We start from the raw sequence: 23,754 nt of genomic DNA on the forward strand, positions 1-23,754 counted from the left end.
GATACATAGGAAAATGGCGGCTAAAGTGGCCGCCATTTTTGTTTCTGAGCGCTTGATTTGGGTAAAGGTCGAAGACTGGCTTGCAGGAAAGACGATCTTTCGATCGCCGTTCGTCTCACGCCGCCCGGGCCATGGGGGTTGCCGGCAGTTGGAAGCGATTGACGAGGGCTGCCAGCGAGATGGCGCCGTCGGCCAGCGTCTGGCTGATGGCATTGGTTTCTTCGACCATGGCAGCATTCTGCTGGGTCATCTGGTCGAGACTGTTGACCGAACTGCTGATCTGCTGAAGGCCGATAGCCTGTTCTTCTGCGGCCTTGGTGATGGCATCGATATTATCATCGATTTTGGTGACAAAGCCGCCGATCTGGGTCAGGGCATCGCCAGCGGTTCCTACCAGTTTCACGCCGCTTGCCACTTCCGTGCTGGAACGATCCACCAGCGTTTTGATCTGCTTGGCGGCACCTGCCGAGCGTTGGGCAAGTTCGCGCACTTCCTGGGCCACCACGGCAAAGCCCTTGCCGGCTTCCCCAGCGCGGGCCGCTTCCACACCGGCATTCAGCGCCAGAAGGTTGGTCTGGAAGGCGATCTCATCGATCACGCCGATGATTGTGCCGATTTCACCGGAGACACTCTCAATCCGCTGCATGGCAGTAATGGCATTGTTGACCACCTCATTGGAGGCCGTCGTGCAGTCACGGGCATCTCTCACCAGGCTGCGGGTTTCGCGGGTTCTTGTGGTGGAGGCCTTCACGGTCGAGGCAACCTCTTCGAGCGCTGCTGCGGTTTCTTCAAGGGCGGCGGCCTGTTGCTCGGTGCGCTTGGCCAGGCTGTCGGCGGCGTCCCGCATCTCGCGGCTATTGGTTTGCAGAGAACCGGTCTCATCGAGAACCTGCTTTAGAGTGGTCTGAAGCGTCAGGATGGAGTCGTTGAAATCGCTGCGAAGAGTGTCGAAACGGGCATCGAACGGCGTGTCTAGCGTGGTGCGCATGTTACACTCGGCCAACCGGTGCAGACCGTCGCCAAGTTCTTCGACCACGCGGCGCAGGGCTTGCGCCTCGGCGGCCCGCTCGGCCTCACGCTGCCGGCGCTGCTCTTCCGTGCTGGCGCGGCTGGCATCGGCCTCCTGCTCCAGGCGGCGCTTTTCCAGGCCGGCATCGCGAAAGATCGACAGCGCATGGGCGATTTCGCCGATTTCATCGGTGCGGGTCGCATAGGGAGGAGGCGTATCGAGATCGCCATGGGCCATGGCGGTCATCGCCGTGGTCATATGGCGCAGCGGCGACAGGGCGCGGCGTTGAACGATGAGAATGGAGGCAAGGCTAAGCGCGATCAGCGTACCCCCCAGCGCATAGCTGATGGTTTCGCGCGATGCGGTCTCGGCGGCAGCTTCGGTTTCGCGGCTCTTGCCATACACATTGCCCATATCGACAAGTTCGTTGACGGCGGCTTCATGGACATGGAAGCGCGTTTTCAATTCGGTGAGGGCTGTTTTCAGTTCAAGCGGGTTTTGGCCGGTCAGGGCCGGAACGACGGACTGATCCATCTGCGCCCAGAATGCATCGCCCTTGACCAGAACGTCCTGCTGCAATTTGCTGCGCAACGTATCGGGTAGTGTCGTACCTTTCCAATAGTCCCGACGCTCCTGATACTGGCTTTTCAGCAATTTCAGGCGATCGATATTGGTGGCAGCGACTTCGGTGTGCAGTGCTGCCTCATTGCTCAGGGAATACGCTTCAACCACATAAAGTGGCGGCGGTAGAATATCGGCGATCAGATCCTTGCTGTCGACGATCTGCTGGTAGATCGGTCCATTCACCTTTAGCCTCTGTAGGGTCTGCATAGCCGTTGCAAGTGTGACGACGACGCCCACGGCGAGAATGACGCCGGAAATAATCACTGTAGAGGATATGCTGAGTTTCATAGGTATCGTCCGCAGAAATTGGTGTCGGTGAGGAGCAGATCACACGGACGAGGACGCCGAGGGATGTGACGAGGTTATGGCCTAAAGTTGAACACAGTTCTTATTTTTCAATAGCATTTCAAAAGGTATGTTTTTTTAGTTTATGCTTGGTTATGGCTTCATTAAAATTCTAAATAAATTCATTTCGACAATAAAAAACCAGGGAAAATTCCCTGGTTTTCTCGGATTGATTGTCTTTCTACTTCGGATCAGCCGGAGATATCTATCACGCCACAATCGCCAGCTTCAGACCCGAAGGCCAGCAACTTGCCGCTGGCGCTCCAACCCAGGCTGGTAATGGCGCCCTTGCCTGGGCGGCGCAGCAGCGCCTCCTTGCTGTCGGCCAGGCGCACCGCCAGCACCATGCCGTCAATATAGCCGATGGCCAGCACATCTTCTGCGGGATGGAAGGCGACCTGGGTGACCATGATATTGGCGCGTGTGCCCAGCTCTTGCGGGGCCTTGCCCATCGGGCCGTCCTTGGAGGAAAAGGGCCAGACGATCGCAGCGGGGGCGCCGGAAGAGGCGAGCCATTTGCCCTTGGCCGACCAGGAGATCGACTTCACCTTGGCGGGATAGCCGGTCATGCGCATATGGCGGGTATCACTGCCAGCACCATCCAGCTTCCAGCCATGCAGGGCATTTTCCTGCATGGTGGTGACGACGAAACGGTTGTCGGGCGAAAAACTGACGCCAGTATGGGCGCCCTTCCATTCCAGATCGACTGGCTTGCCCTCGGCTGCCGCAAAGCGCAACGTCACGCCATTGTAGCGGGAAATGGCGATGCGCAAGCCCTTGGGCGCAAAGGCCATACCCTCGACGGAGCGCTCCTCCTCATAGGTGTGCACCACACCGCTTGCCAAGCGCACAAAGGCGGATTTGCCATAACCATAGGCAACCGCGCCTTGCGGCCCGGCTGCAATCACGGAAATCCACTTGCGCGGCGCGTGCGCCAGCTCTGTGACCGTGCCATCATGAGCGATGCGCAGCACTTTGCCGTCCTCGCCGCCGGTCAAAAGCGTCTGGTTATGGTCGTCCTTGATGGCGGTCAGCAGGCCCGACCCGGTTTCGGTGACCTGCTCGCCGCCATCCAGACGGTGAACGGCGCCAGCCGCTGTGACGAAAACCGGAATGTCTCCAAGGAAGGCCGCGGTTAGTACGTGGCCTTCCAGATCGAGCGGGGCAACAGTCGGCATCAGGCAGTCTTTCCGGTATGGTTGTCAGGGTTTGGCAGCAGGGAAGGGATAAGCTTCATGCTGCAGCCTCGCAGGCCTTGAAGCTGTTTTCCAGCTTTTCTCGGTCCAGTTCCCGGCCGATGAACACCAGGCGGCTTTCATGCTTTTCGCCATCTTTCCAGGGACGCTGGTGGTCGCCCTCGATAATCATGTGAACACCCTGCACCACATAGCGCTCGGCATCGCCCTTGAAGGCGATAATGCCCTTCAGGCGCAGGATGTTCGGACCATCGGTCTGCGTGACCTTCTGAATCCAGGGGAAGAAGCGATCCGGGTTCATTTCGCCACCGCGTAGCGATATCGAAGTGACGGTCACATCATGAATAGGCGAGGGACCGTGGTCATGGTGGTGATGTCCATGACCATGGTCATGCCCATGATCATGGTCGTGGTGGTCATGCCCGTGGTCGTGATGATGATGATCGTGTCCATGGTCATGGTCGCAATCAGGGCCGCAGACATGGTCGTCCTCATGGCTCAGAAAGTGCGGATCATTTTCCAGCGCCCGTTCCAGGTTGAAGGCGCCCTGGTTCAGCACTTTCGAGAGGTCTACGCCAGAGCGGGTGGTGGTGTAGATCCGGGCCGAGGGATTGATGGCGCGGACGATATCCTCGATCCGGTGCAATTCCTCATGGGTGACGAGATCGGCCTTGTTAATAACAACGACATCGGCAAAGGCGATCTGGTCTTCGGCTTCGCGGCTGTCTTTGAGGCGCAGCGGCAGGTGCTTGGCATCCACAAGGGCAACGACGGCATCCAGCTCGGTCTTGGCGCGCACATCGTCATCCATGAAGAAGGTCTGGGCGACAGGCACCGGATCGGCAAGGCCGGTGGTTTCGACAATGATACCGTCGAAACGGTCAGGCCTGCGCATCAGTCCTTCGACGACCCGGATCAGATCGCCGCGCACCGTGCAGCAGACGCAGCCATTGTTCATCTCATAGATTTCTTCGTCGGATTCGACGATCAAATCATTGTCGATGCCGATTTCGCCGAATTCATTGACGATGACAGCGTATTTCTTGCCGTGGTTTTCCGACAGAATCCGGTTGAGAAGCGTGGTCTTGCCTGCGCCGAGATAGCCGGTCAGCACGGTAACGGGTGTGGGTTTTACGGCTGCTTCACTCATGGGAACCTCGATGATTGGAAGGCAGCATCGCGCCGCCCTGTAACTATATTACCCCATATAGGACGAGTGGGGTGGCAGTTCAAAGGCTTTCTCGATATCAAAGTCATGGATATCCCACAGGAGCTCCACAAGTCCGTGAACGGCATGGGAAAGCAGGTTTTCGCCTTTTTCTGCCGTTGCCGCACTGGCATTTCCGGCGACGCCTAGCGGATTGAGGTCCGCCATTTTCCAGCCGAAGGCATGCGGGCCATAGGCGCGCAAATGGGTGAAACGGGCGGCAAACTCGCTTTGCCGTGACGAGAAATTCTGAGCCTTGTCCATAGCGACCAGGTCTGGACGCAATGCGAGCATGACCGAAGTTTCGATGTCGCCACCATGAATGTCGATGGCCTTGTCTTCAGGCCGGATCAGGCCTTCCGGCTGGCCGAAGCGCGTCCAGCTGGTGGCCACAGCCAGCATCGAAAAACGGATGCGCGCTTCGGTGGCGACCACGGTCATCAAGGGCGAATTGCCGCCATGGGCGTTGAGCATCATCAGCTTACGAATGCCTTGGCCGCTCAGGGTTTCGGCGATGCTGAGCCAGCGCTCCACGGCCTCGTTAAAGGTAAGCGTGCGCGTACCGAATACATCCATATGCTCGACGGAATAGCCGACCGGCTCGACGGGCAGAAAGGTGACGGGCAGGGTGTCGGGCAGTGCTAGGATCAGCCGGTCCACGACCCCTTGTGCGATGATCGTGTCGGTCTCGAAAGGCAGATGCGGTCCATGCTGTTCATGGGCGCCGAGCGGCAGAACAGCAATCCAACCTGCCCTGTCGGCGGGCGTAAGGGCCGGATCGTTGCGCTCGAAATGTGGTTCTGGATGGGACATCTGGTTTACTGGCCTGTTTTTGTCTATGCATCATATGCGTGACATGAGCGCCTGTGACAACAGCACTTTCTTTCGACCGCGGGGGTAGCATGGCTAAAAAAGATAAGACCGAGAAAAAGAAGAAATCCGGCAAGTCCAAAGACGAGGTGAAACAGGCGAAACTTGGCTTGAGTGGCGAGTTGGGCATGGCAATCACCCAGGCGTCACGCAGTTTTCGCACGGTGCAGACGCGGCTTTTGACCGGCAGCGGGCTCTATTCCGGGCAGGAGGGCGTGGTGCTGCTGCTGGCTGAGGAGGAAGGGTTGACGCCCGGCCTTCTGGCGCAGCGCTTGGGCGTCAAGGCGCCGACCATGACCCGCACCATCGGGCGCATGGAGGCGCAGGGCTTTGTCGAACGGCGCGGCTCGGATGCCGATGGCCGCCAGACGAAAGTGTTCCTAACAGAAATGGGGCGGGCCACGGTGGAAAAGATCGCCGATGCCAATGTTGCGGTGGAGCGCCATGCTACCCGTGGCTTTAGCAGCAAGCAGGTGAAAGTGTTGATGAAACTGCTTGCCGCCATCGATGCCAATCTACTGGCGCCTGCCGACGCACAACGGCCCGACCTGGTCGATGAACCCCTGGCTGACTGATCGAAGGAGCCCGTGCATCTGCCCTTGCCATGGCGCGTTCAACGTTTTAATTAAACTGTTTAAATGCGTTGAAGCCGGCCTGTTCACGTCCGGCAGAGGGGGGGAGCCGTGGCGCAAAAGATCAAACTATCGACCATTGCCGAAAGTCTCGGCCTGTCTACCGCCACGGTATCGCTCGCTTTGCGCGATAGTCCGCTGGTGGCGGCAGATACGCGCGAAAAGATCAAGGACCAGGCACGGCTGCTTGGCTATATCTATAACCGTCGCGCCGCCAGCCTGCGTACCTCGCGCTCCGGCATTATCGGTGTTGTCGTTCATGACATCATGAACCCGTTTTACGGCGAAATTCTGAAAGCCATTGAAAGCGAGCTGGACCGCAGCCGCCAGACGTTCATTCTGTCCAACCATTACGATTCGGTGGAAAAGCAGCGGACCTTCATTGAAACACTGCTGCAACTGGGCGGTGACGGGGTGATCATGTCGCCTGCCATCGGCTCACCGCCGGAGGATGTGATGCTGGCCGAAGACAACGGCATGCCCGCCATCCTGATAGCCCGTTCCATGGACGGGCTGGCCCTTCCGACCTATCGCGGCGATGACAGCTACGGCATTTCGCTGGCCACCAACCACCTGATCGGCCTTGGCCACCGCGTCATCGCCATGGTTGGCGGCACCGATCAAACCTCGACGGGGCGCGACCGCTATCAGGGCTATGTCAACGCCTTGCGCAAGGCGGGCATTGCCGTCGATCCCAATCTGCGCCTTCCCGGACCGCGCACCAAACAGGGTGGTTTCGAGGCGGCGGTGAATTTTCTGTCGCTGCCACAAAAGCCGACGGCGGCGGTGTGCTGGAACGATCTGGTCGCTATCGGATTGATGAATGGCATATCGCGTGCCGGGCTGGTGCCGGGCCGCGATATATCCGTCACCGGCTACGACGACCTGGAGGAAGCCTCTATTGCCACGCCGGCACTGACCACTGTGTCAAACGGACAGGCGGAAGTGGGCAGGCTTGCGGCGCGCGCGCTTCTGGATAAGCTGGCGGGCAGTCATGAGCCTGATGGTATTCACCTGATCAAGCCTGAAATGCGTATCCGCCAATCGACTGGCCCCGTTAAACATCGAGACGAATAGAGATTTGATCCTATGACCGATAAGCCCGTAATTCTCATTCCCGGAAAAATTCATCCGCGCGTGCTGGAACGTTTGCAGCCTGGCTTCGAACTGGTGCAGACCCCGCCCGGACAGCCGGTTGCGTTAAGCGATGCTGACGCCGCCCGCGTGCGGGGCATTGCCATTGCCGGTGCCGTGCCGGGCGCCTTGATCGACAGCCTGCCGAAGCTGGAAATCATTGCCAATTTCGGCGTCGGCTATGACGGGGTGGATGTGGCAAAAGCTGCGTCTAAAAATGTTATCGTTACCAACACGCCTGACGTGCTGGATGATGAAGTGGCCGATACGACGATTGCGCTGCTGCTCAACACGATCAGGCAGTTCCATCAGGCGGAAAGCTATCTGCGGGCCGGGCGCTGGCAGAATGAGGGACCGTTCCCGCTGTCGCCGCTGTCGCTGCGGGGCCGCCATGTCGGGCTTTACGGATTGGGGCGGATCGGTGGTGAAATCGCCAGCCGGTTACAACCCTTCAAGGTGAAGATCAGCTACCATACCCGCAGCCCCAAGCCCGGCGTTCCCTATGATTACCATGCCTCGCTGACGGATTTGGCCGCAGCCGTCGATACGCTGATTTGCATCGTGCCGAAAACGCCTGAGACCCATAAGGCGATCAATGCCGACGTGCTGAAGGCGCTGGGGCCGAACGGCGTTTTCATCAGCGTCGGGCGTGGCTGGAGCGTCGATGAACCGGCTCTGATCTCAGCCTTGAAGGACGGCACGATTGCTGCCGCTGGGATGGATGTGTTCTACGCGGAACCGAAAGTACCGGCGGAATTTCTCGACCTGCCCAATGTGTCGCTGCTGCCGCACGTCGCCTCCGCCTCGGTGCCAACCCGCAATGCCATGGCCGATCTGGTGGCGGATAACCTGATCGGCTGGTTTGAAAACGGTGCGGTCAAGACACCGGTGCCGGAAACACCCGTGAAGCGGTAAGCGCTGTAAGCAGGGAGCGGAGATAGGAAGAAAATCAGGTTTTGATTGCAGTCTCTTCTCCCCATCGGGGAGAAGGTCCCGGCAGGGGGATGAGGGGGGCGAAGCCAAGCGAAACGCACCGTATTCACGTTTGAAGTGGTGTCGCCACTATTAAGCGACCTTGGATTTCACTGCCGCATACTCCCTTGCCGCCGCCCCGAATGCTTCAAACAGCGCGCGGGACGGGGCATCCGTTTCCGCCCAATATTCCGGGTGCCATTGCACGCCGACAGCAAAGCCCTTGGCATCGATAACAGAGACGGCCTCGATTGTGCCGTCATCGGCCAGCGCTTCGGCCTGGAGCCGAGGGGCGAGATCGGAAATCGCCTGGCGGTGCAGGGAATTGATCTGGATCGTCCCTGTTGTGCCGAGATAGCGGGCGATGCAGGAGCCTTCGCGCACCTCCACCGGTTGGCGGATGGAATAGGCGAGGTCACGGTCATCGGTCGGCGGCTTGCGATGATCCCAGGTGCCGGGCTGATCCTGAATTTCCGAGGCCAGTGTGCCGCCCAGCGCCACGTTCAACTCTTGGATACCCCGGCAGATCGCCAGCAGCGGAATCCCACGCTCAATGGCGCGGCGGATCAGCGGCAGCGAGGTCGCGTCACGGGCGTGATCGAACGGGCCGTCGCTATCCCTGGCGTCGCGGCCATAGAGCGAGGGATGGACATTGCTGGGCGAACCGGAAATCACCACGCCATCTACCCGGTCCAGCACCGCCTCGATATCCGCGCCGGTTTCCAGAGCGGGAATAATAACCGGCATGGCCCCGGCCACGGTCAGCGTCGCCTTCACATATTGGTCCAGCACGCAATGCCAATTGGACCCTTCAATGGCACGGAAATCGGCGGGAATGGCGACAAGCGGCTTGGTCATCAAAGGCTCCAGAATAGCGGTTCTGAGCATCTGTTTTGCGCCGTTTGCTGTCCAAGTCAACGATAGGCCTCATCTGTATTCAACTTTAGCCTAAACTGATAAGGCTGCCCGCTTGCCACCGCCCTGGCAACATGATTACCTTCGAATTGCCTTCCTGGAGGGGAATGGTAAGGGGAATCAGCATTCAATCGGGAGGACTCTATGGATCGTCGTGGATTTTTGAAGAAGGCCGGTGTCGCAGGGGCCGGCTCGCTCGGCGCTATTGCCTTGGCGGCACCCGCCATTGCCCAGCAGGCACCGAAAATCAATTGGCGCCTGACCTCGTCCTTCCCCAAATCGCTGGACACGATTTATGGCGGCGCTGAGGATATCGCAGCGCGCGTGGCGGCAGCAACCGATGGCAATTTTACCATCCAGGTGTTTGCGGCGGGCGAAGTGGTGCCCGGCTTGCAGGCTGCCGACGCGGTTGGCGCGGGCACGGTGGAAATGTGCCATACCTGCTCCTATTACTATGTTGGCAAGGACCCGACCTTTGCGATTGGCACCGCCATTCCCTTCGGGCTGAATGCGCGGCTTACCAATGCCTGGTTCTATCAGGGCAATGGCAATACGCTGCTCAACGAATTCTACGCCAAGCACAATCTCTACGGCATGGTGGCTGGCAATACCGGCGCGCAGATGGGCGGCTGGTTCCGCCGCGAAATCAACACCGTCGATGACCTCAAGGGCGTGAAAATGCGCATTGCCGGTCTGGCTGGCAAAGTCATTGAAAAGCTGGGCGGCGTGCCGCAGCAGATCGCTGGCGGGGATATCTACCCGGCGCTGGAAAAAGGCACCATCGATGCCGCCGAATGGATCGGCCCCTATGACGACCACAAGCTCGGCTTCTACAAGGTGGCCAAATATTACTACTACCCCGCCTTCTGGGAAGGCGGCCCGGCCATCCACGCCTTCGTCAATCTCGCCAAATGGAACGAGCTGCCGAAATCCTACCAGACCGTGTTGCAGGACGCCTGCGCCTTCGCCAATACCAATATGATGGCGAAATACGACCTGAAGAACCCTGTCGCGATCAAGCAGATCGTCTCGGAAGGCACCACGCTGAAACCGTTCAGCCAGGACATTCTCGACGCCTGCTTCAAAGCGTCCATGGAAGTCTACGCCGAAATCTCCGCCAAGAACCCGGATTTCAAGAAAGTCTACGACGATCAGGTCGCCTTCAAGAAGGAAGCCTATCTGTGGATGCAACTGGCGGAATATACCTATGATACGTTCATGATGATCCAGCAGCGCGGCGGCAAGCTGTAGGGTTGTTGCGCTTGCTTATCGTGTGAATATTCGCGTCTTTCCGCGGGGTTTACCCCCCCTCTGCCTTGCCAGGCATCTCCCCCTCAAGGGGGGAGATCGACAAGGAGCCGTCGTGTTGCTGAACATCATCGGTTGTGAGCGCCTGAAATTGCTAATTTATCCGTTGAAACGAGCGGCTGCGTCTATCCGATCTCCCTCCTTGAGGGGGAGATGCCCGGCAGGGCAGAGGGGGGTGACCGCGGATGAAAATGTTTGTGTTGATACTCTGATTCAATCTGAATCTGACAAACTCGACGCCCTCAATCCTCCGCTTCGGAACGATGATCCTGCGACCTTCGCTGATCGATCACGAATTGCCGAACCCGGGCAAGCGCATCCGCTGGGTCGGACTTGCGGCGGTATTCTTCAAGGATGATCTGTTCAATCTGCTGCCGGGTTTCGGGGTTTTTATGCTCCGCTTTTCCCGCCAGGGATCGGCCCTGTTGCATCAGCGTGCGGCGCGCTTCCTCCAATCGGTTTTGAAGATCGGTGGCGGCATCGATAGCTGTGCTGTCGATCATCTCGGGCGGTTGCGCTGAGTGCTGAGGCGGCTCCAGCAGATGGTAGGTGCGGGACAGGTTCTGTTGCGCCGCCAGCCGATAGCGCAGCAGCAATGCAAGCGCACCCATCGCAAACGCCGGTGGCGTGACGATTGCGACTGCCTTGATCCAATCGGACGTGGATTGCCATGTCCTGAAAAGATCGGCCCAGACATTGTAATCGGCCATTGTCCATTCCTCCCGCACTTGTGAGACAAGCGACCACCGGAGGATTTTGCCCTCTGGTGATCGGGGAGTTCGAAAGCCGCGTAGAAACGACTGCCTTGGCCTTTAAGCCGAAGCTCTGGACATACGCCAAGGCCTCCCCGACGCCAAAGAATGGTGGTGTGGGGAACCATATAGTCATGGTCCACCGCCTCAGCCACAAACCTATGGCTGAGGGGGTGAGTGACGGTCTGCGAAGCAGAGCAATCGATCCAGTGAATCGATTGCAGGAGCGAACGCCCGGAGCTTAAAGCGACGGGCTTGATAAACCTGCCGACGCTCCAGGATCGGTTCGTTACAACCGATCCTGGGAATGGTCTAGTGCATAACGGGTAGTGAGGGGAAGGGGAATTTGGGGGGTGAGCCACACGTAAAAACGTTTGCGTCGTGTGCTGCCAATTTCAGTTTCTTGCACGGTCCCTAAAGCACATTTCGATCAGCGGCTGCCTTATACACGCCGGAACGATCCCGCCTGCCAACCGCCACAACAACAATGATGATGTCTTTGTCGCGCACTTCATAAACCAGCCGATAACCAGCACCGCGCAACTTGATCTTGTAACGATCCTTGGCGCCAGAGAGTTGTGCGGAGGGTACGCGCGGGTTGACGCAACGTTCGGCGAGCTTTTTCTTGAACTGTTCTCTGACGCTATGATCGAGCTTTCGCCATTCTTTCAGCGCGGCATCGACAAATGCCAGCTCATAGCTCATCCAGCGTGACTTTCACGACGGGATCATTCGCCCGCGCATCAGCAATGGCATTGAGTTCGAGATCGTCCAGCCGTTCGATCATGGCTTCATAGGCTGACGCCGGAACGCAATAGAAAGCAGGTTCGTTACGATTGAGAATAGCCACCGCCGCCCCATCGCCTGCGGCGACTGTCCCCATCGGGTTCTTTTTCAGCTCAGACACGCTGGCTGTCACTTCGGCAAGGACAATGTGGGTCATGGTGTTGTTCCGGGGTTTATTATGAGTACTATTAATGGCATCGTTTGAAGTGCCTTTCAAGTTCTCAATAGTCATTCTGACCGCCTGAGCTTTTCAAATTTACCCCTCCGAAACCTCCCGCCGTGACCCCGGCCTTGGCCGCAACGCATCCAGCGCGTCGGCATTGTCTCTCCCCCAGGCGTAGAGCATTTCGACCGGCTCGATAAAGCGGCTGCCGAGCGGGGTCAGCCGGTATTCGACGGCGGGTGGAATGGTGGCCTGGACGTGGCGGGAGATCATGCCGCTGGCTTCCATGTCGCGCAGGGTCTGGGTCAGCATTTTCTTGGAAATACCGGGCAGGCTGCGCAGCAGCACGCCGGTGCGGGCTGTCCCCCCATGGCGGGCATGCAGGGTGTGCAGCACCATGCTGGTCCATTTGGTGGAAAACAGTTCGAGCACGCGGCGCGGCGCGCAATCTTCGCGCCACTCGGTTTCGGGTGTTCCTGGGTGCATGGTGGTTACCTTCTGGTGTCTAGGCCCGTAAATGGTGCCGTCTTTTTTAAAGGCAAGGGGCGCCTACATCTCTGCCTTCAGACAGAAGGAGCATGAAGATGGTTGGATCAGCATTGGTGGTCGGCGCAAGCGGTATCGTTGGCAGCGCGACGGTCGATCTTTTACTGCGGCAGGGGTGGACTGTTTACGGTTTGGCCCGGTCGCCGGTTGCCAAAGACGGTATGCAGCCTGTGGCCGCCGATCTTCAGGATCGTGAGGCGACAGTGCGGGCTCTTTCCGACGTGAAGCCCGAGGTGGTGTTCATCTCGACATGGGCGCGGCAATCAAGCGAGGCGGAAAACATCCGGGTCAATGCGGCGATGGTGCGTAACGTGCTTGACGCGCTGCGTCCCGCAGGGTCTGTCGCCCATGTGGCATTGGTCACGGGGCTCAAACATTATCTCGGCCCCTTCGAGGCCTATGGCAAGGGCACCCTGCCGCAGACGCCGTTTCGGGAAGATCAGGGCAGGCTGGATGTCGAGAATTTTTATTATGCGCAGGAAGATGAAGTGTTTGCCGCCGCAACGCGCGATGGATTTTCCTGGAGCGTGCACCGCCCCCATACGGTGATCGGCAAGGCAGTTGGCAATGCCATGAACATGGGAACGACGCTGGCCGTCTATGCGACGCTCTGCCGGGAAACCGGGCGGCCCTTCCGTTTCCCCGGCTCTGCCGTTCAATGGAACGGCCTGACGGACATGACCGATTCTGGCGTTCTGGCCGAACAATTGCTCTGGGCCGCAACGACCCCACAATGCCGCAACCAGGCCTTCAACGTGGTCAATGGCGATATCTTCCGCTGGAGCTGGATGTGGGGCCGGATTGCCAATTGGTTTGGGCTGGAACCGGCGCCGTTTGACGGCACGATCCTGCCGCTGGAGCAGCAGATGGCAGAGGACGCCGCCATCTGGCGGGAGATTGCCGAGCGCAACGGCCTGATCGAAAAAGACCTGTCGCGTCTGGCCTCACCTTGGCATACCGACGCCGATCTTGGGCGGCCGATTGAAGTGGTGACCGATATGAGCAAGAGCCGGACAATGGGCTTTGACCGCTACCAGCCCACCGACGAGGCGTTTTTCACCTTGTTTGCGCAATTGCGTGGGGAAAGGCTTATTCCTTGAGTTTGCCTTAGGAAAAGGGGAGCCCGAATTTCCCGAAAGGCAAATGAAAATAAGAGATCTAGAGTCTGTCTGGTTAATTTCCAAAATACACTACGCAAAGGTTTTTCGGCTTCGCCGCCCCCTCATCCGGCTGCCGCCACCTTCTCCCCGATTGGGAGAAGAAGGAAAGAGCCGCAGCGTTTATGGCTTCCTCTCCCCAGCGGGGAGAGGTCCGCTGAGCGTAGCGGAGGCGGGGTGAGGGGGAACCCAGCACGCAAAGCTAAAGTGTTGTGTCCTGTGGTTCAGTCTAAACCAGACAGCCTCTAACGCCTGTCATCCCTGCTCACGCCGCGTCCGCAGCACCTTCCTGCAACACGCCGAAGGCATATTCGGCAAAGGACCGCCAGCATTCCACCCGAAAGGCGTCCTCGCTCATCCGGTAGAGCACGATTTCGATCTTGCCGAACACGGTGCGGGTGACGGCACCAAGGGGAAAGGTTTTCAGTGACAGGTCAAGCGGGCAGGCGGTGTTGAGGGTTTGAACAGCGCCGGCGCCGGAGACCAGGATGGCGGTATTGCGGTGGGAGACATCGGTGGCGGAGTGAAGGGTGCCGGAGGCGGCGCAGGTGGCGGCAAGGTCGGCGCCGTCTTCATCGATGACAAGCCATTCGTCCGGGCCGAGCCAGAAGGCAAGGCGGGGGCCGGCATGCGCAGAGGTTTTTGGCGCTGTGGGTAGGGTCAGGCCAAGGGCTGAGGAAAGACCGGAGACAGCATCCGCTCCGGCCCGCAGCGAGATGCGTGAGGCCGGTGCGGCTGGCGTCAGCGCCACATGGGCGGAGCCGCCATAAGCGCCGTCAAGGACCGATTTGCGGGTGGCGGACATCGCGCCGGAGATGATTGGCTCAACCATGGATGCGGCTTCCTTCCTTGTCGTAAAAGACCATGTCGGTCACTTCCACGGCGATTGTCTTGTCAGGCATCGGCACATAGAGCGTTTCGCCCATCCGCGCCCGGCCACCGGCCACCGTGGCAATGGCAATTGATTGGCCAAGATTTTCCGACCAGTAGGACGAGGTGACATGCCCCAGCATGGTCATAGGCTTGGGCTGGTTGGGGTTGGCAACAATCTGTGCGCCTTCTTCCAGCACCTCAATGGGGTCTTTGGTCTTGAGGCCGACCAGTTGCTTGCGGCCTTCCTGGACCAGATCCGGGCGTTTGAGGCCGCGAATACCAACGAAATCGGCCTTTTTCTTCGAGACGGCCCAGCCGTAATTGGCATCATCGGGCGTCAGCGTGCCATCGGTGTCCTGGCCAACGATGATATAGCCCTTCTCGGCGCGCAGGACGTGCATGGTTTCGGTGCCATAGAGGCAGGCGCCCATGGTTTCCGCGCGTTTCCACACGGTTTCAAGCACGGATGCGCCGTAATCCGAGGGCACGTTGATTTCAAAGCCCACTTCGCCTGTGAACGATACGCGGAATAGGCGGGTTGGCACGCCGCAGAATGTGCCCTCGGCCACGCTCATATGCGGGAAGGCCTCGTTGGAAATATCAATGCCTTCCACGAAGGGTTCGATAATCTCTCTAGCCTTTGGTCCCTGCACGGCAATCACCGCCCATTGCTCGGAAGCGGAGGTGAGCCAGACGTTTAGCTCCGGGAATTCCGTTTGCAGATAATCTTCCATGTGGTTCAGCACACGGGCGGCACCGCCGGTGGTGGTGGTGACGTGGAAGCGGTCTTCGGCCAGCCGTCCAACCACGCCGTCGTCATATATAAACCCGTCGTCGCGGGTCATGATGCCATAGCGGCATTTGCCGGGTTTGAGGCTATCCCATGGGTTGGTGTAGATCAGGTTGAGGAATTTGGCCGCATCCGTGCCAACCACCTCGATTTTGCCCAGCGTTGAGGCATTGAACACGCCCGCAACCTCGCGCACGGTTTTGCACTCGCGGTTGACAGCGGCGTGCATATCCTCGCCGGGCTTGGGGTAATACCAAGCGCGTTTCCAATTGCCGACATCTTCAAAATCCGCGCCAAGGGAGGTTTCCAGATCATGCATTGGGGTTTTGCGCGTTGGGTCAAACAAGTCGCCACGCGAATGGTTGATCAGCGTGCCGAAGGTTACGGGCGTATAGGGGGCGCGGAAGGTGGTGAGGCCCACTTGCGGGATTTCTTTACCCAGCATTTCGGCGGCAATCGCCAGCCCGTGCATGTTGGACAGCTTGCCTTGATCAGATGCCATACCATTGGTGGTAAAGCGCTTGATATGCTCGATGGAATGCATGCCCTCGCGCACCGCCAAGCGAATATCCTTGGCGCAGACATCGTGCTGGAAGTCGATAAAGGCTTTCACGGCCTCATCGGGGCCAGCGCCTTCGGCAGCGCCAATCATGCCGCCCGTCCAAGCAAAGGCGTTGGCACCGCTTGGCGCGCTGCAACTCTCGCCTTCCGCTCCGGCGTCTTTTGCCAGCCTTGCGCCGCTGGCATAGGCTTCTGCCAGCAGTTCGCTGAGATCATCCGTGCCGTTGCAGGCCCCGACGCAGATACTATCTTGCACGTAAATATCTGGCAGGAAGCGCTGGGTGGCGGCCTCGAATCGCAGTTTGCCGCGCGATTGTGAGAACAGATGCACCGAAGGCGTCCAGCCGCCGCTCATCAGCAGCGCATCCACCGCCAGCTTGCGGCGATCAAAACCGCCCTTGCTGGCAATGGTGATGGACTTTAGCCGCAAACGTCCAGCGGTATCGAGAACGCAATGTTCGTTCAAAACTTCAATACCTGCCGCCTTGGCGTCAGCCAAGACGCTGGCCCCCGGATTGCGGCGGCAGTCGATGATGGCCACCACCTGCACACCCGCTTTTTTCAGGTCAATCGCCGCTTCATAGGCCGAATCATGGGCGGTGTAGACCGCGACTTTCGCCCCCACAGCCACGCCATAATGGTTGAGATAGGTGCGCGCCGCCGATGCCAACATAATGCCGGGGCGGTCGTTGTTGGCAAACACCATGTGGCGCTCAATCGCACCGGTGGCCAGCACCACCTTTTTCGCCCGCACTTGCCACAGCCGTTCGCGCGGCAAGCCCTTGGCGGGTTTGGCGATGTGGTCGGTGATGCGCTCGGCGAGGCCTAGGAAATTGTGATTGTAATAGCCGAATGCCGTGGTGCGGGTCAGCACGGTCACATTGTCCATGGCTTCCAGTCTGGTGACGGTGGCTTGCGCCCAGTCATAGCCATTTTGGCCGTCAATCACGGCACCTGTGTCGTAATGGAAGGCGCCGCCCATTTCCGGCTGCTCATCGCAGATGATCACGGAAGCGCCAGTTTCCGCCGCAGCAAGCGCAGCTGTCAGACCCGCCACACCGCCGCCTACCACCATCACGTCGCAATGGGCATAGCGGTTGGCGTAATGGTCGGTGTCGTCTTCGGTCGGGGCCACGCCAAGGCCTGCGGCTCGGCGGATGATCGGCTCATAAATCTTGTGCCAAAAGCTCGCTGGCCACATGAAGGTCTTGTAGTAGAAGCCTGCGGCAAAGAAGGGCGAGAGCAGGTCGTTGACCGCGCCAATATCCATTGACAGCGACGGCCAGCGGTTTTGCGTCTGCACCCGCATGCCATCAAACACTTCCTGCACGGGAGCGCGCACGTTTGGCTGACGCCGTGCACTATCGCGGGAAATGTCGAGCAACGCGTTTGGTTCTTCCGGGCCAGCGGTGAGAATGCCGCGTGGGCGGTGATATTTGAACGAGCGACCGACCAGATGAATGCCATTGGCAAGCAATGCTGATGCCACGCTATCGCCTTCAATGGCGGTGAGTATACGGCCATCCACGGTGAAACGCGCGGTTCTGGCGGGCGTCAGACGGCCCTTGCCGGGAATACGATTGGCACCGCTCATTGCGCAGCTCCCTTGTTGTCGATGAGGGCCTGAACTGCGGCATCATCCGGCTTGGCTTCGCCTGCCTTATAAGTCAGCAGAAATTTGTCGCTGACGGTATCGCGCACGGCATTGAAAAACCGCCCGCAGCCATGCAGGTGCCGCCAGCGCTCAAAGATGATTCCCTTGGGGTTATCCCGCAGGAAGAAGAAAGCCTCAAACTCTTCGTCGGAAATCTCGGCAATATTGGCTGGCCGCATAATATGCGCCTCGCCTGCGCCGTGAAACTCCAGCTCAGCCCGCTCTTCTTGGCAATAGGGACATTTGATCAACAGCATCTCGAAAATCCCTCTTTATTAGTGTGCCACGGCGGCAGCTGCCGCTTCATCTATCAACCGCCCGGTGCGGAACCGATCCAGCGTCAGGCCCTTGGCCAGCGCATGCGGTTCGCCCTTGGCAATCAGATGGGCAAACAGATTGGCAGACCCCGGTGTGGCCTTGAAACCGCCCGTGCCCCAGCCGCAATTGACAAACAGGTTTGGCACGGGGGTTACGCTTTGAATCGGCGAACGGTCAGCAGTGTTATCGGTAATGCCACCCCATTGGCGCATCATCTTGACGCGGCGGAAGATGGGGAACAGTTCGCAAATCGCATCCAGCGTGTGGGTGATGATCTGCAAACCACCGGTCTGGGAATAGGAATTATACTGGTCGGTGCCAGCGCCAATCACCAGCTCACCCTTATCGGATTGTGAGATATAGGCATGCACGGTGTTGGACATCACCACGCAGGGGAAAATCGGCTTCAGCGGCTCCGATACCAGCGCCTGCAACGGCGTGGAATGGATTGGCAAGCGCACATCGGCCATGCCCATCACCATGGAATTATGGCCAGAGGCCGAAACGCCAATCTTTTTCGCGCCAATAAAGCCCTTGGAGGTCTCAACCCCTGCGACTTCACCATTGGGTCCACGGCGAATACCCGTCACTTCGCAATTTTGAATGATATGCACACCGCGATCAGAGGCTGCGCGGGCATAGCCCCACGCCACGGCATCATGGCGGGCCGTGCCGCCGCGCCGTTGCAGGGCGGCTCCATTGATGGGGTAGCGGGCCGTTTTGGCAATATCCAGCGGCGGACAGAAGGCCTTGGCCTGTTCTGGCGTCAACCACTCATTATCAATGCCGTAGAGCGTGTTGGCGTGAACGTGGCGCTTAAAACTCTGCTTGTCATGCACATTGTGCGATAGCATCATCACGCCACGGGCCGAATACATCACATTGTAATTCAGCTCCTGGCTCAAGCCCTCCCAGAGTTTGAGGGAGTGCTCGTAAATATCCATGCTCTCTTCATAGAGATAATTGGAGCGGATGATGGTGGTGTTGCGCCCGGTGTTGCCGCCGCCAATCCAGCCTTTTTCAATCACGGCAATATTGGTGATGCCATGTTCCTTGGCCAGATAATAGGCCGCACCCAGACCATGGCCGCCACCGCCAATAATAATGACATCATAGGATTTGCGTGGCTCTGGCGATGTCCATTGCGCACTCCAGCCGGTATGGGCGCGAAGCGCTTCGCGGGCTACGGCAAAAACCGAATATTTGCGCATTCCTATCGTCTCCTTCAGGCGAGGTCTGGCTGCTTGCTCTACGACGGATCGCAGGGTGTAGATCCTGACTTATGTCAGAAACGGGAAGAAATTCCGACCGGCTTTCAATCCAGCGCGTCAGCACAGGTCTAAAAAGCTGTGACAGATCGATATGCGCGATGTCCCTTTCTTTGCGACACGCTTCTATCTGTCTTTCGACACATGGCGAATATCTTGCAGCAGCAGATGGAGATGCGCATAGGGGTGATGTTTTGCAAGACGGTGCCGCTTGGCTGCGGATTTTTTTGGGCAGCGGCACTTGCCGTCTGGACTTCGAAAGTCCGATCTGTTATTGGCGCTCCCTAATCGCTGGTCCTGCGGGCCAGCGGAACACTCTTTTTTGGTCCGTGAAAGGCATGGTTCGGCAGAATTCGTGTCCCGGCGGAAAACGATCACAAACCAAAGGAACGGGATTCGACGTGCAGGTACTTGTCCGCGATAACAACGTTGATCAGGCGCTTCGCGCCTTGAAGAAGAAGATGCAGCGCGAAGGCATCTTCCGTGAAATGAAAATGCGTGACTATTATGAAAAGCCGTCGCAAAAGCGCGCGCGCGAAAAGGCTGAAGCCGTTCGCCGCGTTCGCAAGCTGGCCCGCAAGAAGATGCAGCGCGAAGGCCTGATTGCCGCTCCGCCGCGTCCGGCATTCGGCAGCCGCTGATTGACGTTTCCCGCGCTTTTTCAAAGCGCGACATGATCCGATTGAGCGGCAGCGATCAAGTTCGCGGCCGCTTTTTCGTGTTAAATTTTCTATGATGGGCGGACCGGCAGACTGCATAATTATGTCCGTGGCTGACCTATAGCCTCATTCAGGACGTGGGACCGGCGCGCTGTCACAAAGTTTTGGTGTCGTATCGGATTTATCCCGAAACCGGTTTCTACTTTTCGGTCCTATGCTATAAAAGGCCGCAAATTGCTGGAATGATGTGGTTTTTGCATTTGCGCGGTGGAAACCGGCCGCATTCGGATGTAAGCCAAGTTTCGGGATAAACAGGTCTCGGGATAGACACGTCTCCAGATAAAGTTTTGTTGAGTGGACAGAACTTTAGGAACGCTTCGGCGTTTCCTCTCCAGTTTCGGCATAGTCCGAGGTTTTGAACAGGTGGAACGGAAAGCATGACGCCAATGGTCGATAAGGTTTTCAACACCGGCATAACAGCCGGTCGCCTGGGGGCTACTATGCGCGGCAAAGGCTGCTACATGCTGGCTCTCGGCCTCACCGCCATGCTGACGCTTTCCGGATGCCAATCCACCAACCAGTCAAGCGACATGATCAGCATCGACCGCGATCAGGGTTCCAAGGAAAATATTTCCTCGCTGTCGTCGGTCATCGCCGCCAATCCACGCGACCCAGGCGGCTATAACGTGCGGGGCTCCGCCTATGGCCGGGCTGGCGAATTCCAGAAGGCGCTGGCGGATTTCAACACCGCGCTGCAACTCAACCCGAATTTCTACCAGGCCTATGCCAACCGCGCCCTTGTCTATCGCAACATGGGCAAGCCGGTCGAAGCTGCCAATGATTATACCGCTGCCCTGAAGATCAATAGCAGCTATGATGTCGCCTATATCGGCCGTGGCAATATCTACCGCCAGGCGGGCCGGGTAGACGAGGCATTTCAGGATTTCTCCAAGGCAATCGAGCTGGATACCACCGATGGCCGCGCCTATCACAATCGCGGTCTGATCTTCCAGTTGCGCGGCCAGCACGACAAGGCGATCGACGATTTTTCCAAGGCGCTCTCACTGTCACCGAATGCGCCTGAGCCTTACAACGGTCGTGGCGTAAGCTATCTGGCGCTGAACGACGATGAAAACGCCTTTGCCGATTTCAACCATGCCATCGACATGAACCCGAAGCTGGCCGAATCCTGGGCCAATCAGGCCCTGGTCTATGAGCGGCGCGGCGATAAGGTCAAGGCCGCGAAGTCCTACGCCCATGCCTTGAGCCTGGATGGAAAATACACGCCCGCTCGCGATGGTCTTGCCCGGACACGCGGCTCGACAAGCTGAAGCAGCTTCTACTCAGTTCCATACAAAAGGCCGGCATTGCCGGCCTTTTCAGTTCTGGAGATTGGTCAGTTCTGGAGATTGGCAATCGCGGTTTACCGCATCATGAAGACGCCGATGACGCTGAGGATCAGAAACACCAGAATGCCACCCAGGAATCCGGCCGTGGTGAAAAATCCGGCGGCCATGCCGATCATCAGCGCGACGAGAATGGCTGTGCCATATTTCGAGGCGGCTATGAAACTGTCATAGGTCCGCTCGTGGGCGGGATAATCCATCGAGGCGCCCGTTTCGACCGGGCCGGAATGGTCTTCGCTCATGCTCTTACTCCCCAAAAGCGTGTATTCCCCACAGGCTACCGCATAATTCTTAAAACCGGAACTGCTTTTAAAGAGAAAATTATGCGGCAAATTTAAAATGCTACAGCATAATTCGCTTGATGAAACGTATCATGCCGTAGAACTTTAGGCGAACTTGACAGACTTTAAAGGCCAAAGCCTTGCTAATCCCGTGCATGGCAGGTCGCCGCCCTGTTGCGCATACCCGCCCCTTGTTCTAAGCAAATAAGGGAGTTGGGAGGCTTATATGGCTGTTTTGCTAGGGTGGAGCCGGGCTATCGACACGCTGAGCGAAGTCGTTGGCCGGGTGGCGGAATATCTGGTGCTGCTGTGCTGCCTGATCAGCGCGGCCAATGCGATCATCCGATATCTTTTCAATATCAGTTCCAATGGCTGGCTGGAGATCCAATGGTATCTCTTTGCTTATGTCGTTGTGCTGGGAGCTGCCCATACATTGCGCCAAAACGGCCATGTGCGGGTGGATTTGATTTATGGCGCGGTCTCTGAACGCAAACGATTGTGGATCGATCTGATCGGTATCGTCTTCTTCCTCCTTCCCGTCTGCATCTATCTGACCTGGCTGTGCTGGCCGTTTTTCTGGCTTTCCTATCAGCAGGGTGAAATGTCCGCCAATGCCGGTGGCCTGATCCGCTGGCCGGTCAAGCTTATTCTTGTTGCCGGATTCGGGCTTCTCGTCTTGCAGGGCCTGTCGGAAATGGTGAAGCGCATCGCTGCGCTGACGGGACACCTGCATATCGACGTGCGCTACGAAAAGCCGCTGCAATAAAATAATAGCCTGGGGGACAGGTCCATGTTCGATTTCGGTATCATTCCGCCAGCCATGTTTCTCGGCATGGTGCTGTTCATGCTGTTCGGTTTTCCGGTGGCCTTCTCGCTGGGGGCGGTTGGTTTGTTCTTCGGCATGGTCGGCATTGCCACGGGCCATTTCAACGAAGTGTTTCTTCAGGCCATTCCGCTGCGGTTTTTTGGGATCGTCTCCAACGATCTGCTGCTGGCCATCCCCTTCTTCACCATGATGGGCGCCATTCTGGAACGGTGCGGGTTGGCGGAAGATCTTCTGGAGGGAACCGGCAAGCTATTCGGTGCCGTTCCCGGTGGTCTCGCCTATGCGGTGATTGCCGTCGGTGCCATTCTGGGCGCGATTACCGGCACGGTGGCAGCCTCTGTCATCACCATGGGGATGATCTCGCTGCCGATCATGCTGCGCTATGGCTACGATCCGAAGCTGGCCACGGGGGTTATTGCGGCGTCGGGAACGATCACCCAGCTCATTCCGCCCTCTCTGGTTCTGGTCATCCTCGCCGATCAGCTGGGCCGTTCTGTCGGTGACATGTATCTGGGCGCTATCGGCCCATCGATCCTGCAAGTGGTAATTTTCACGCTGTTCATTTTCCTGATGTCGATCCTCAAGCCTTCGAGCATGCCGCCGCTTCCCAAAGAAGTGCGTGGCGATCTGGATTGGCGGCTGATCCGTCAGGTGCTGGCGGGCATGTTGCCCTCCATCGTGCTGATCTTTCTGGTTCTTGGCACGATCTTCATGGGATTGGCGACGCCGACGGAGGCAGGCGCCCTGGGCGTGGTCGGGGCCGCCATGCTGGCGGCCATGCATCGCCGGCTGACGTGGCCGCTGATCCGTCAAGCCATGCAATCCACCATGTCCATCACCTCCATGGTGGTGATGATCTTGATTGGCTCCACCTGTTTCAGCCTGGTGTTCCAGGGCATGGATGGGTCACGCTGGATCGAGCATATGCTGTCGGGCCTGCCGGGCGGCCCAGTGGGCTTCCTGGTCTTTGTCAATATCTTTGTCTTCGTGCTAGCCTTCTTCCTGGATTTCTTCGAAATTGCCTTCATCGTCATCCCGATGTTGGCGCCGGTGGCGCAATCGCTGGGCATTGATCTGATCTGGTTCGGTGTTTTGCTGTGCGTCAACATGCAGACCAGTTTCATGCATCCACCCTTTGGTTTTGCACTGTTTTATCTGCGCAGTGTTGCCCCGCCAGAGGTCAAGACCCGCGATATCTATATCGGCGCCTTGCCCTGGGTGGGCATGCAGCTTCTGCTGGTCGCGGTGGTGATTTTCTGGCCACAATCCGTCACCATGTGGCTGGAAAAAGCCAAGGATATCGACCTGAATTCGGTGAAAATCGAGGTGCCCGGCTTTGGTGCCGGGAGCGGTATGAGCCTGCCGCCCATCGGCGATAGCGGTGCGCCCGGCCTGAATTTCGGCACGCCACCCTCGCTTGGTGGTGCGCCTGCCGCCAAGCCGGGTATCGATCTCAGCCAGCCTCCAGCTTTTAAATGAGCGTGGCGTTCCTAAAGTCTGTC

Annotated in this window: 23 protein-coding genes; 9 read left to right on the forward strand and 14 right to left on the reverse strand. The window is 58.2% G+C overall.

The window, feature by feature from the left end; genetic code table 11:
* Positions 1-115: 115 nt before the first annotated feature.
* The 4 genes from IEI95_RS11875 to IEI95_RS11890 form a co-directional block, all read right to left on the reverse strand.
* Positions 116-1,921: a methyl-accepting chemotaxis protein gene (locus IEI95_RS11875; protein WP_156533701.1), complete on the reverse strand. Its 1,806-nt coding sequence runs from the start codon at positions 1,919-1,921 to the stop codon at positions 116-118.
* 248 nt (positions 1,922-2,169) lie between these two features.
* Entirely contained in the window at positions 2,170-3,156 is a 987-nt protein-coding gene (locus IEI95_RS11880; protein ID WP_156533703.1) for a WD40 repeat domain-containing protein, read from the reverse strand.
* A gap of 55 nt (positions 3,157-3,211) precedes the next feature.
* Positions 3,212-4,324, reverse strand: a complete 1,113-nt coding sequence (locus IEI95_RS11885; protein ID WP_156533705.1) for a CobW family GTP-binding protein — start codon at positions 4,322-4,324, stop codon at positions 3,212-3,214.
* 48 nt (positions 4,325-4,372) lie between these two features.
* Positions 4,373-5,194: a creatininase family protein gene (locus IEI95_RS11890; protein WP_156533706.1), complete on the reverse strand. Its 822-nt coding sequence runs from the start codon at positions 5,192-5,194 to the stop codon at positions 4,373-4,375.
* A gap of 89 nt (positions 5,195-5,283) precedes the next feature.
* On the opposite strand from IEI95_RS11890, the gene IEI95_RS11895 reads away from it, so the two are divergent.
* The 3 genes from IEI95_RS11895 to IEI95_RS11905 all read left to right on the forward strand — a co-directional run bounded on the left by IEI95_RS11895 (position 5,284) and on the right by IEI95_RS11905 (position 7,932).
* Positions 5,284-5,826 (forward strand): MarR family winged helix-turn-helix transcriptional regulator, encoded by a 543-nt coding sequence (locus tag IEI95_RS11895; protein ID WP_156533708.1) that lies wholly within the window; start codon positions 5,284-5,286, stop codon positions 5,824-5,826.
* A 108-nt stretch (positions 5,827-5,934) separates the two neighbouring features.
* Positions 5,935-6,960 carry a LacI family DNA-binding transcriptional regulator gene (locus tag IEI95_RS11900; protein ID WP_015917142.1) on the forward strand — a complete coding sequence of 342 codons (1,026 nt, stop codon included), beginning with the start codon at positions 5,935-5,937 and terminating at the stop codon, positions 6,958-6,960.
* A 12-nt stretch (positions 6,961-6,972) separates the two neighbouring features.
* Positions 6,973-7,932, forward strand: coding sequence for a 2-hydroxyacid dehydrogenase (locus tag IEI95_RS11905; protein WP_156533712.1), 960 nt, complete (start codon positions 6,973-6,975; stop codon positions 7,930-7,932).
* Positions 7,933-8,082: 150 nt separating this feature from the next.
* On the opposite strand, the gene IEI95_RS11910 is transcribed toward IEI95_RS11905, so the two are convergent.
* Positions 8,083-8,847 (reverse strand): gamma-glutamyl-gamma-aminobutyrate hydrolase family protein, encoded by a 765-nt coding sequence (locus tag IEI95_RS11910; RefSeq protein ID WP_156533714.1) that lies wholly within the window; start codon positions 8,845-8,847, stop codon positions 8,083-8,085.
* 201 nt (positions 8,848-9,048) lie between these two features.
* Between IEI95_RS11910 and IEI95_RS11915 the strand changes: the two genes are divergently transcribed.
* Complete coding sequence (locus tag IEI95_RS11915) at positions 9,049-10,155, forward strand: TRAP transporter substrate-binding protein (RefSeq protein WP_156533716.1); 1,107 nt, start codon at positions 9,049-9,051, stop codon at positions 10,153-10,155.
* Positions 10,156-10,454: 299 nt separating this feature from the next.
* Here the strand turns inward: IEI95_RS11915 and IEI95_RS11920 are convergent, their stop codons facing one another.
* The 4 genes from IEI95_RS11920 to IEI95_RS11935 form a co-directional block, all read right to left on the reverse strand.
* A complete protein-coding gene (locus IEI95_RS11920; RefSeq protein ID WP_156537097.1) occupies positions 10,455-10,922 on the reverse strand; it encodes a protein kinase in 468 nt (155 codons plus the stop codon).
* Between the two features lie 456 nt (positions 10,923-11,378).
* Positions 11,379-11,669 carry a type II toxin-antitoxin system RelE family toxin gene (locus IEI95_RS11925; RefSeq protein WP_156533719.1) on the reverse strand — a complete coding sequence of 97 codons (291 nt, stop codon included), beginning with the start codon at positions 11,667-11,669 and terminating at the stop codon, positions 11,379-11,381.
* A complete protein-coding gene (locus tag IEI95_RS11930) occupies positions 11,659-11,907 on the reverse strand; it encodes a type II toxin-antitoxin system Phd/YefM family antitoxin (protein WP_087729203.1) in 249 nt (82 codons plus the stop codon). Before IEI95_RS11930 ends, IEI95_RS11925 begins: the two co-directional genes overlap by 11 nt.
* Before the next feature lie 99 nt (positions 11,908-12,006).
* The gene (locus IEI95_RS11935; protein WP_156533720.1) at positions 12,007-12,399 is read right to left on the reverse strand and encodes a winged helix-turn-helix transcriptional regulator; all 393 of its coding nucleotides are present in this window, start codon (positions 12,397-12,399) and stop codon (positions 12,007-12,009) included.
* 98 nt (positions 12,400-12,497) lie between these two features.
* Here IEI95_RS11935 and IEI95_RS11940 point away from each other — a divergent pair, with 98 nt between their 5' ends.
* Positions 12,498-13,559 carry an SDR family oxidoreductase gene (locus tag IEI95_RS11940; protein ID WP_156533722.1) on the forward strand — a complete coding sequence of 354 codons (1,062 nt, stop codon included), beginning with the start codon at positions 12,498-12,500 and terminating at the stop codon, positions 13,557-13,559.
* A gap of 322 nt (positions 13,560-13,881) precedes the next feature.
* On the opposite strand, the gene IEI95_RS11945 is transcribed toward IEI95_RS11940, so the two are convergent.
* The 4 genes from IEI95_RS11945 to IEI95_RS11960 are packed head-to-tail and all read right to left on the reverse strand — an operon-like array spanning position 13,882 to position 19,023.
* Complete coding sequence (locus IEI95_RS11945) at positions 13,882-14,448, reverse strand: sarcosine oxidase subunit gamma (protein WP_156533724.1); 567 nt, start codon at positions 14,446-14,448, stop codon at positions 13,882-13,884.
* On the reverse strand, positions 14,441-17,434 hold the full coding sequence (locus IEI95_RS11950; protein WP_156537096.1) for a sarcosine oxidase subunit alpha: 2,994 nt from the start codon (positions 17,432-17,434) through the stop codon (positions 14,441-14,443). The genes IEI95_RS11945 and IEI95_RS11950 overlap by 8 nt, the downstream gene beginning before the upstream one ends.
* Positions 17,431-17,751 (reverse strand): sarcosine oxidase subunit delta, encoded by a 321-nt coding sequence (locus IEI95_RS11955; protein ID WP_156537095.1) that lies wholly within the window; start codon positions 17,749-17,751, stop codon positions 17,431-17,433. The genes IEI95_RS11950 and IEI95_RS11955 overlap by 4 nt, the downstream gene beginning before the upstream one ends.
* 18 nt (positions 17,752-17,769) lie before the next feature.
* Positions 17,770-19,023 carry a sarcosine oxidase subunit beta family protein gene (locus IEI95_RS11960; RefSeq protein WP_156537094.1) on the reverse strand — a complete coding sequence of 418 codons (1,254 nt, stop codon included), beginning with the start codon at positions 19,021-19,023 and terminating at the stop codon, positions 17,770-17,772.
* 458 nt (positions 19,024-19,481) lie between these two features.
* Between IEI95_RS11960 and rpsU the strand changes: the two genes are divergently transcribed.
* Entirely contained in the window at positions 19,482-19,721 is a 240-nt protein-coding gene (gene rpsU / locus IEI95_RS11965; RefSeq protein WP_015917126.1) for a 30S ribosomal protein S21, read from the forward strand.
* A gap of 518 nt (positions 19,722-20,239) precedes the next feature.
* Entirely contained in the window at positions 20,240-21,070 is an 831-nt protein-coding gene (locus IEI95_RS11970) for a tetratricopeptide repeat protein (RefSeq protein ID WP_071203913.1), read from the forward strand.
* 92 nt (positions 21,071-21,162) lie between these two features.
* Here the strand turns inward: IEI95_RS11970 and IEI95_RS11975 are convergent, their stop codons facing one another.
* On the reverse strand, positions 21,163-21,387 hold the full coding sequence (locus IEI95_RS11975; protein WP_156533729.1) for an aa3-type cytochrome c oxidase subunit IV: 225 nt from the start codon (positions 21,385-21,387) through the stop codon (positions 21,163-21,165).
* Positions 21,388-21,652: 265 nt separating this feature from the next.
* Here IEI95_RS11975 and IEI95_RS11980 point away from each other — a divergent pair, with 265 nt between their 5' ends.
* Positions 21,653-22,192, forward strand: a complete 540-nt coding sequence (locus IEI95_RS11980; protein WP_015917122.1) for a TRAP transporter small permease subunit — start codon at positions 21,653-21,655, stop codon at positions 22,190-22,192.
* Positions 22,193-22,216: 24 nt separating this feature from the next.
* Positions 22,217-23,731: a TRAP transporter large permease gene (locus IEI95_RS11985; RefSeq protein WP_156537093.1), complete on the forward strand. Its 1,515-nt coding sequence runs from the start codon at positions 22,217-22,219 to the stop codon at positions 23,729-23,731.
* The last annotated feature ends 23 nt before the right edge of the window (positions 23,732-23,754 follow it).

This window comes from Agrobacterium vitis, assembly GCF_014926405.1.
In the GTDB taxonomy this organism is placed as follows: domain Bacteria; phylum Pseudomonadota; class Alphaproteobacteria; order Rhizobiales; family Rhizobiaceae; genus Allorhizobium; species Allorhizobium vitis_H.

Excerpts from the sequence above, each read along its gene's own strand:
- IEI95_RS11975 (WP_156533729.1), bottom strand. The coding sequence starts at position 21,387 with ATGAGCGAAGACCATTCCGGCCCGGTCGAAACGGGCGCCTCGATGGAT.
- IEI95_RS11985 (WP_156537093.1), top strand. The coding sequence starts at position 22,217 with ATGTTCGATTTCGGTATCATTCCGCCAGCCATGTTTCTCGGCATGGTG.
- IEI95_RS11920 (WP_156537097.1), bottom strand. The coding sequence starts at position 10,922 with ATGGCCGATTACAATGTCTGGGCCGATCTTTTCAGGACATGGCAATCC.
- IEI95_RS11940 (WP_156533722.1), top strand. The coding sequence starts at position 12,498 with ATGGTTGGATCAGCATTGGTGGTCGGCGCAAGCGGTATCGTTGGCAGC.
- IEI95_RS11885 (WP_156533705.1), bottom strand. The coding sequence starts at position 4,324 with ATGAGTGAAGCAGCCGTAAAACCCACACCCGTTACCGTGCTGACCGGC.
- IEI95_RS11910 (WP_156533714.1), bottom strand. The coding sequence starts at position 8,847 with ATGACCAAGCCGCTTGTCGCCATTCCCGCCGATTTCCGTGCCATTGAA.
- IEI95_RS11960 (WP_156537094.1), bottom strand. The coding sequence starts at position 19,023 with ATGCGCAAATATTCGGTTTTTGCCGTAGCCCGCGAAGCGCTTCGCGCC.
- IEI95_RS11930 (WP_087729203.1), bottom strand. The coding sequence starts at position 11,907 with ATGACCCACATTGTCCTTGCCGAAGTGACAGCCAGCGTGTCTGAGCTG.
- IEI95_RS11890 (WP_156533706.1), bottom strand. The coding sequence starts at position 5,194 with ATGTCCCATCCAGAACCACATTTCGAGCGCAACGATCCGGCCCTTACG.
- IEI95_RS11880 (WP_156533703.1), bottom strand. The coding sequence starts at position 3,156 with ATGCCGACTGTTGCCCCGCTCGATCTGGAAGGCCACGTACTAACCGCG.
- IEI95_RS11945 (WP_156533724.1), bottom strand. The coding sequence starts at position 14,448 with ATGGTTGAGCCAATCATCTCCGGCGCGATGTCCGCCACCCGCAAATCG.
- IEI95_RS11950 (WP_156537096.1), bottom strand. The coding sequence starts at position 17,434 with ATGAGCGGTGCCAATCGTATTCCCGGCAAGGGCCGTCTGACGCCCGCC.
- IEI95_RS11915 (WP_156533716.1), top strand. The coding sequence starts at position 9,049 with ATGGATCGTCGTGGATTTTTGAAGAAGGCCGGTGTCGCAGGGGCCGGC.
- IEI95_RS11980 (WP_015917122.1), top strand. The coding sequence starts at position 21,653 with ATGGCTGTTTTGCTAGGGTGGAGCCGGGCTATCGACACGCTGAGCGAA.
- IEI95_RS11970 (WP_071203913.1), top strand. The coding sequence starts at position 20,240 with ATGCGCGGCAAAGGCTGCTACATGCTGGCTCTCGGCCTCACCGCCATG.
- IEI95_RS11925 (WP_156533719.1), bottom strand. The coding sequence starts at position 11,669 with ATGAGCTATGAGCTGGCATTTGTCGATGCCGCGCTGAAAGAATGGCGA.
- IEI95_RS11905 (WP_156533712.1), top strand. The coding sequence starts at position 6,973 with ATGACCGATAAGCCCGTAATTCTCATTCCCGGAAAAATTCATCCGCGC.
- IEI95_RS11955 (WP_156537095.1), bottom strand. The coding sequence starts at position 17,751 with ATGCTGTTGATCAAATGTCCCTATTGCCAAGAAGAGCGGGCTGAGCTG.
- IEI95_RS11935 (WP_156533720.1), bottom strand. The coding sequence starts at position 12,399 with ATGCACCCAGGAACACCCGAAACCGAGTGGCGCGAAGATTGCGCGCCG.
- IEI95_RS11875 (WP_156533701.1), bottom strand. The coding sequence starts at position 1,921 with ATGAAACTCAGCATATCCTCTACAGTGATTATTTCCGGCGTCATTCTC.
- IEI95_RS11895 (WP_156533708.1), top strand. The coding sequence starts at position 5,284 with ATGGCTAAAAAAGATAAGACCGAGAAAAAGAAGAAATCCGGCAAGTCC.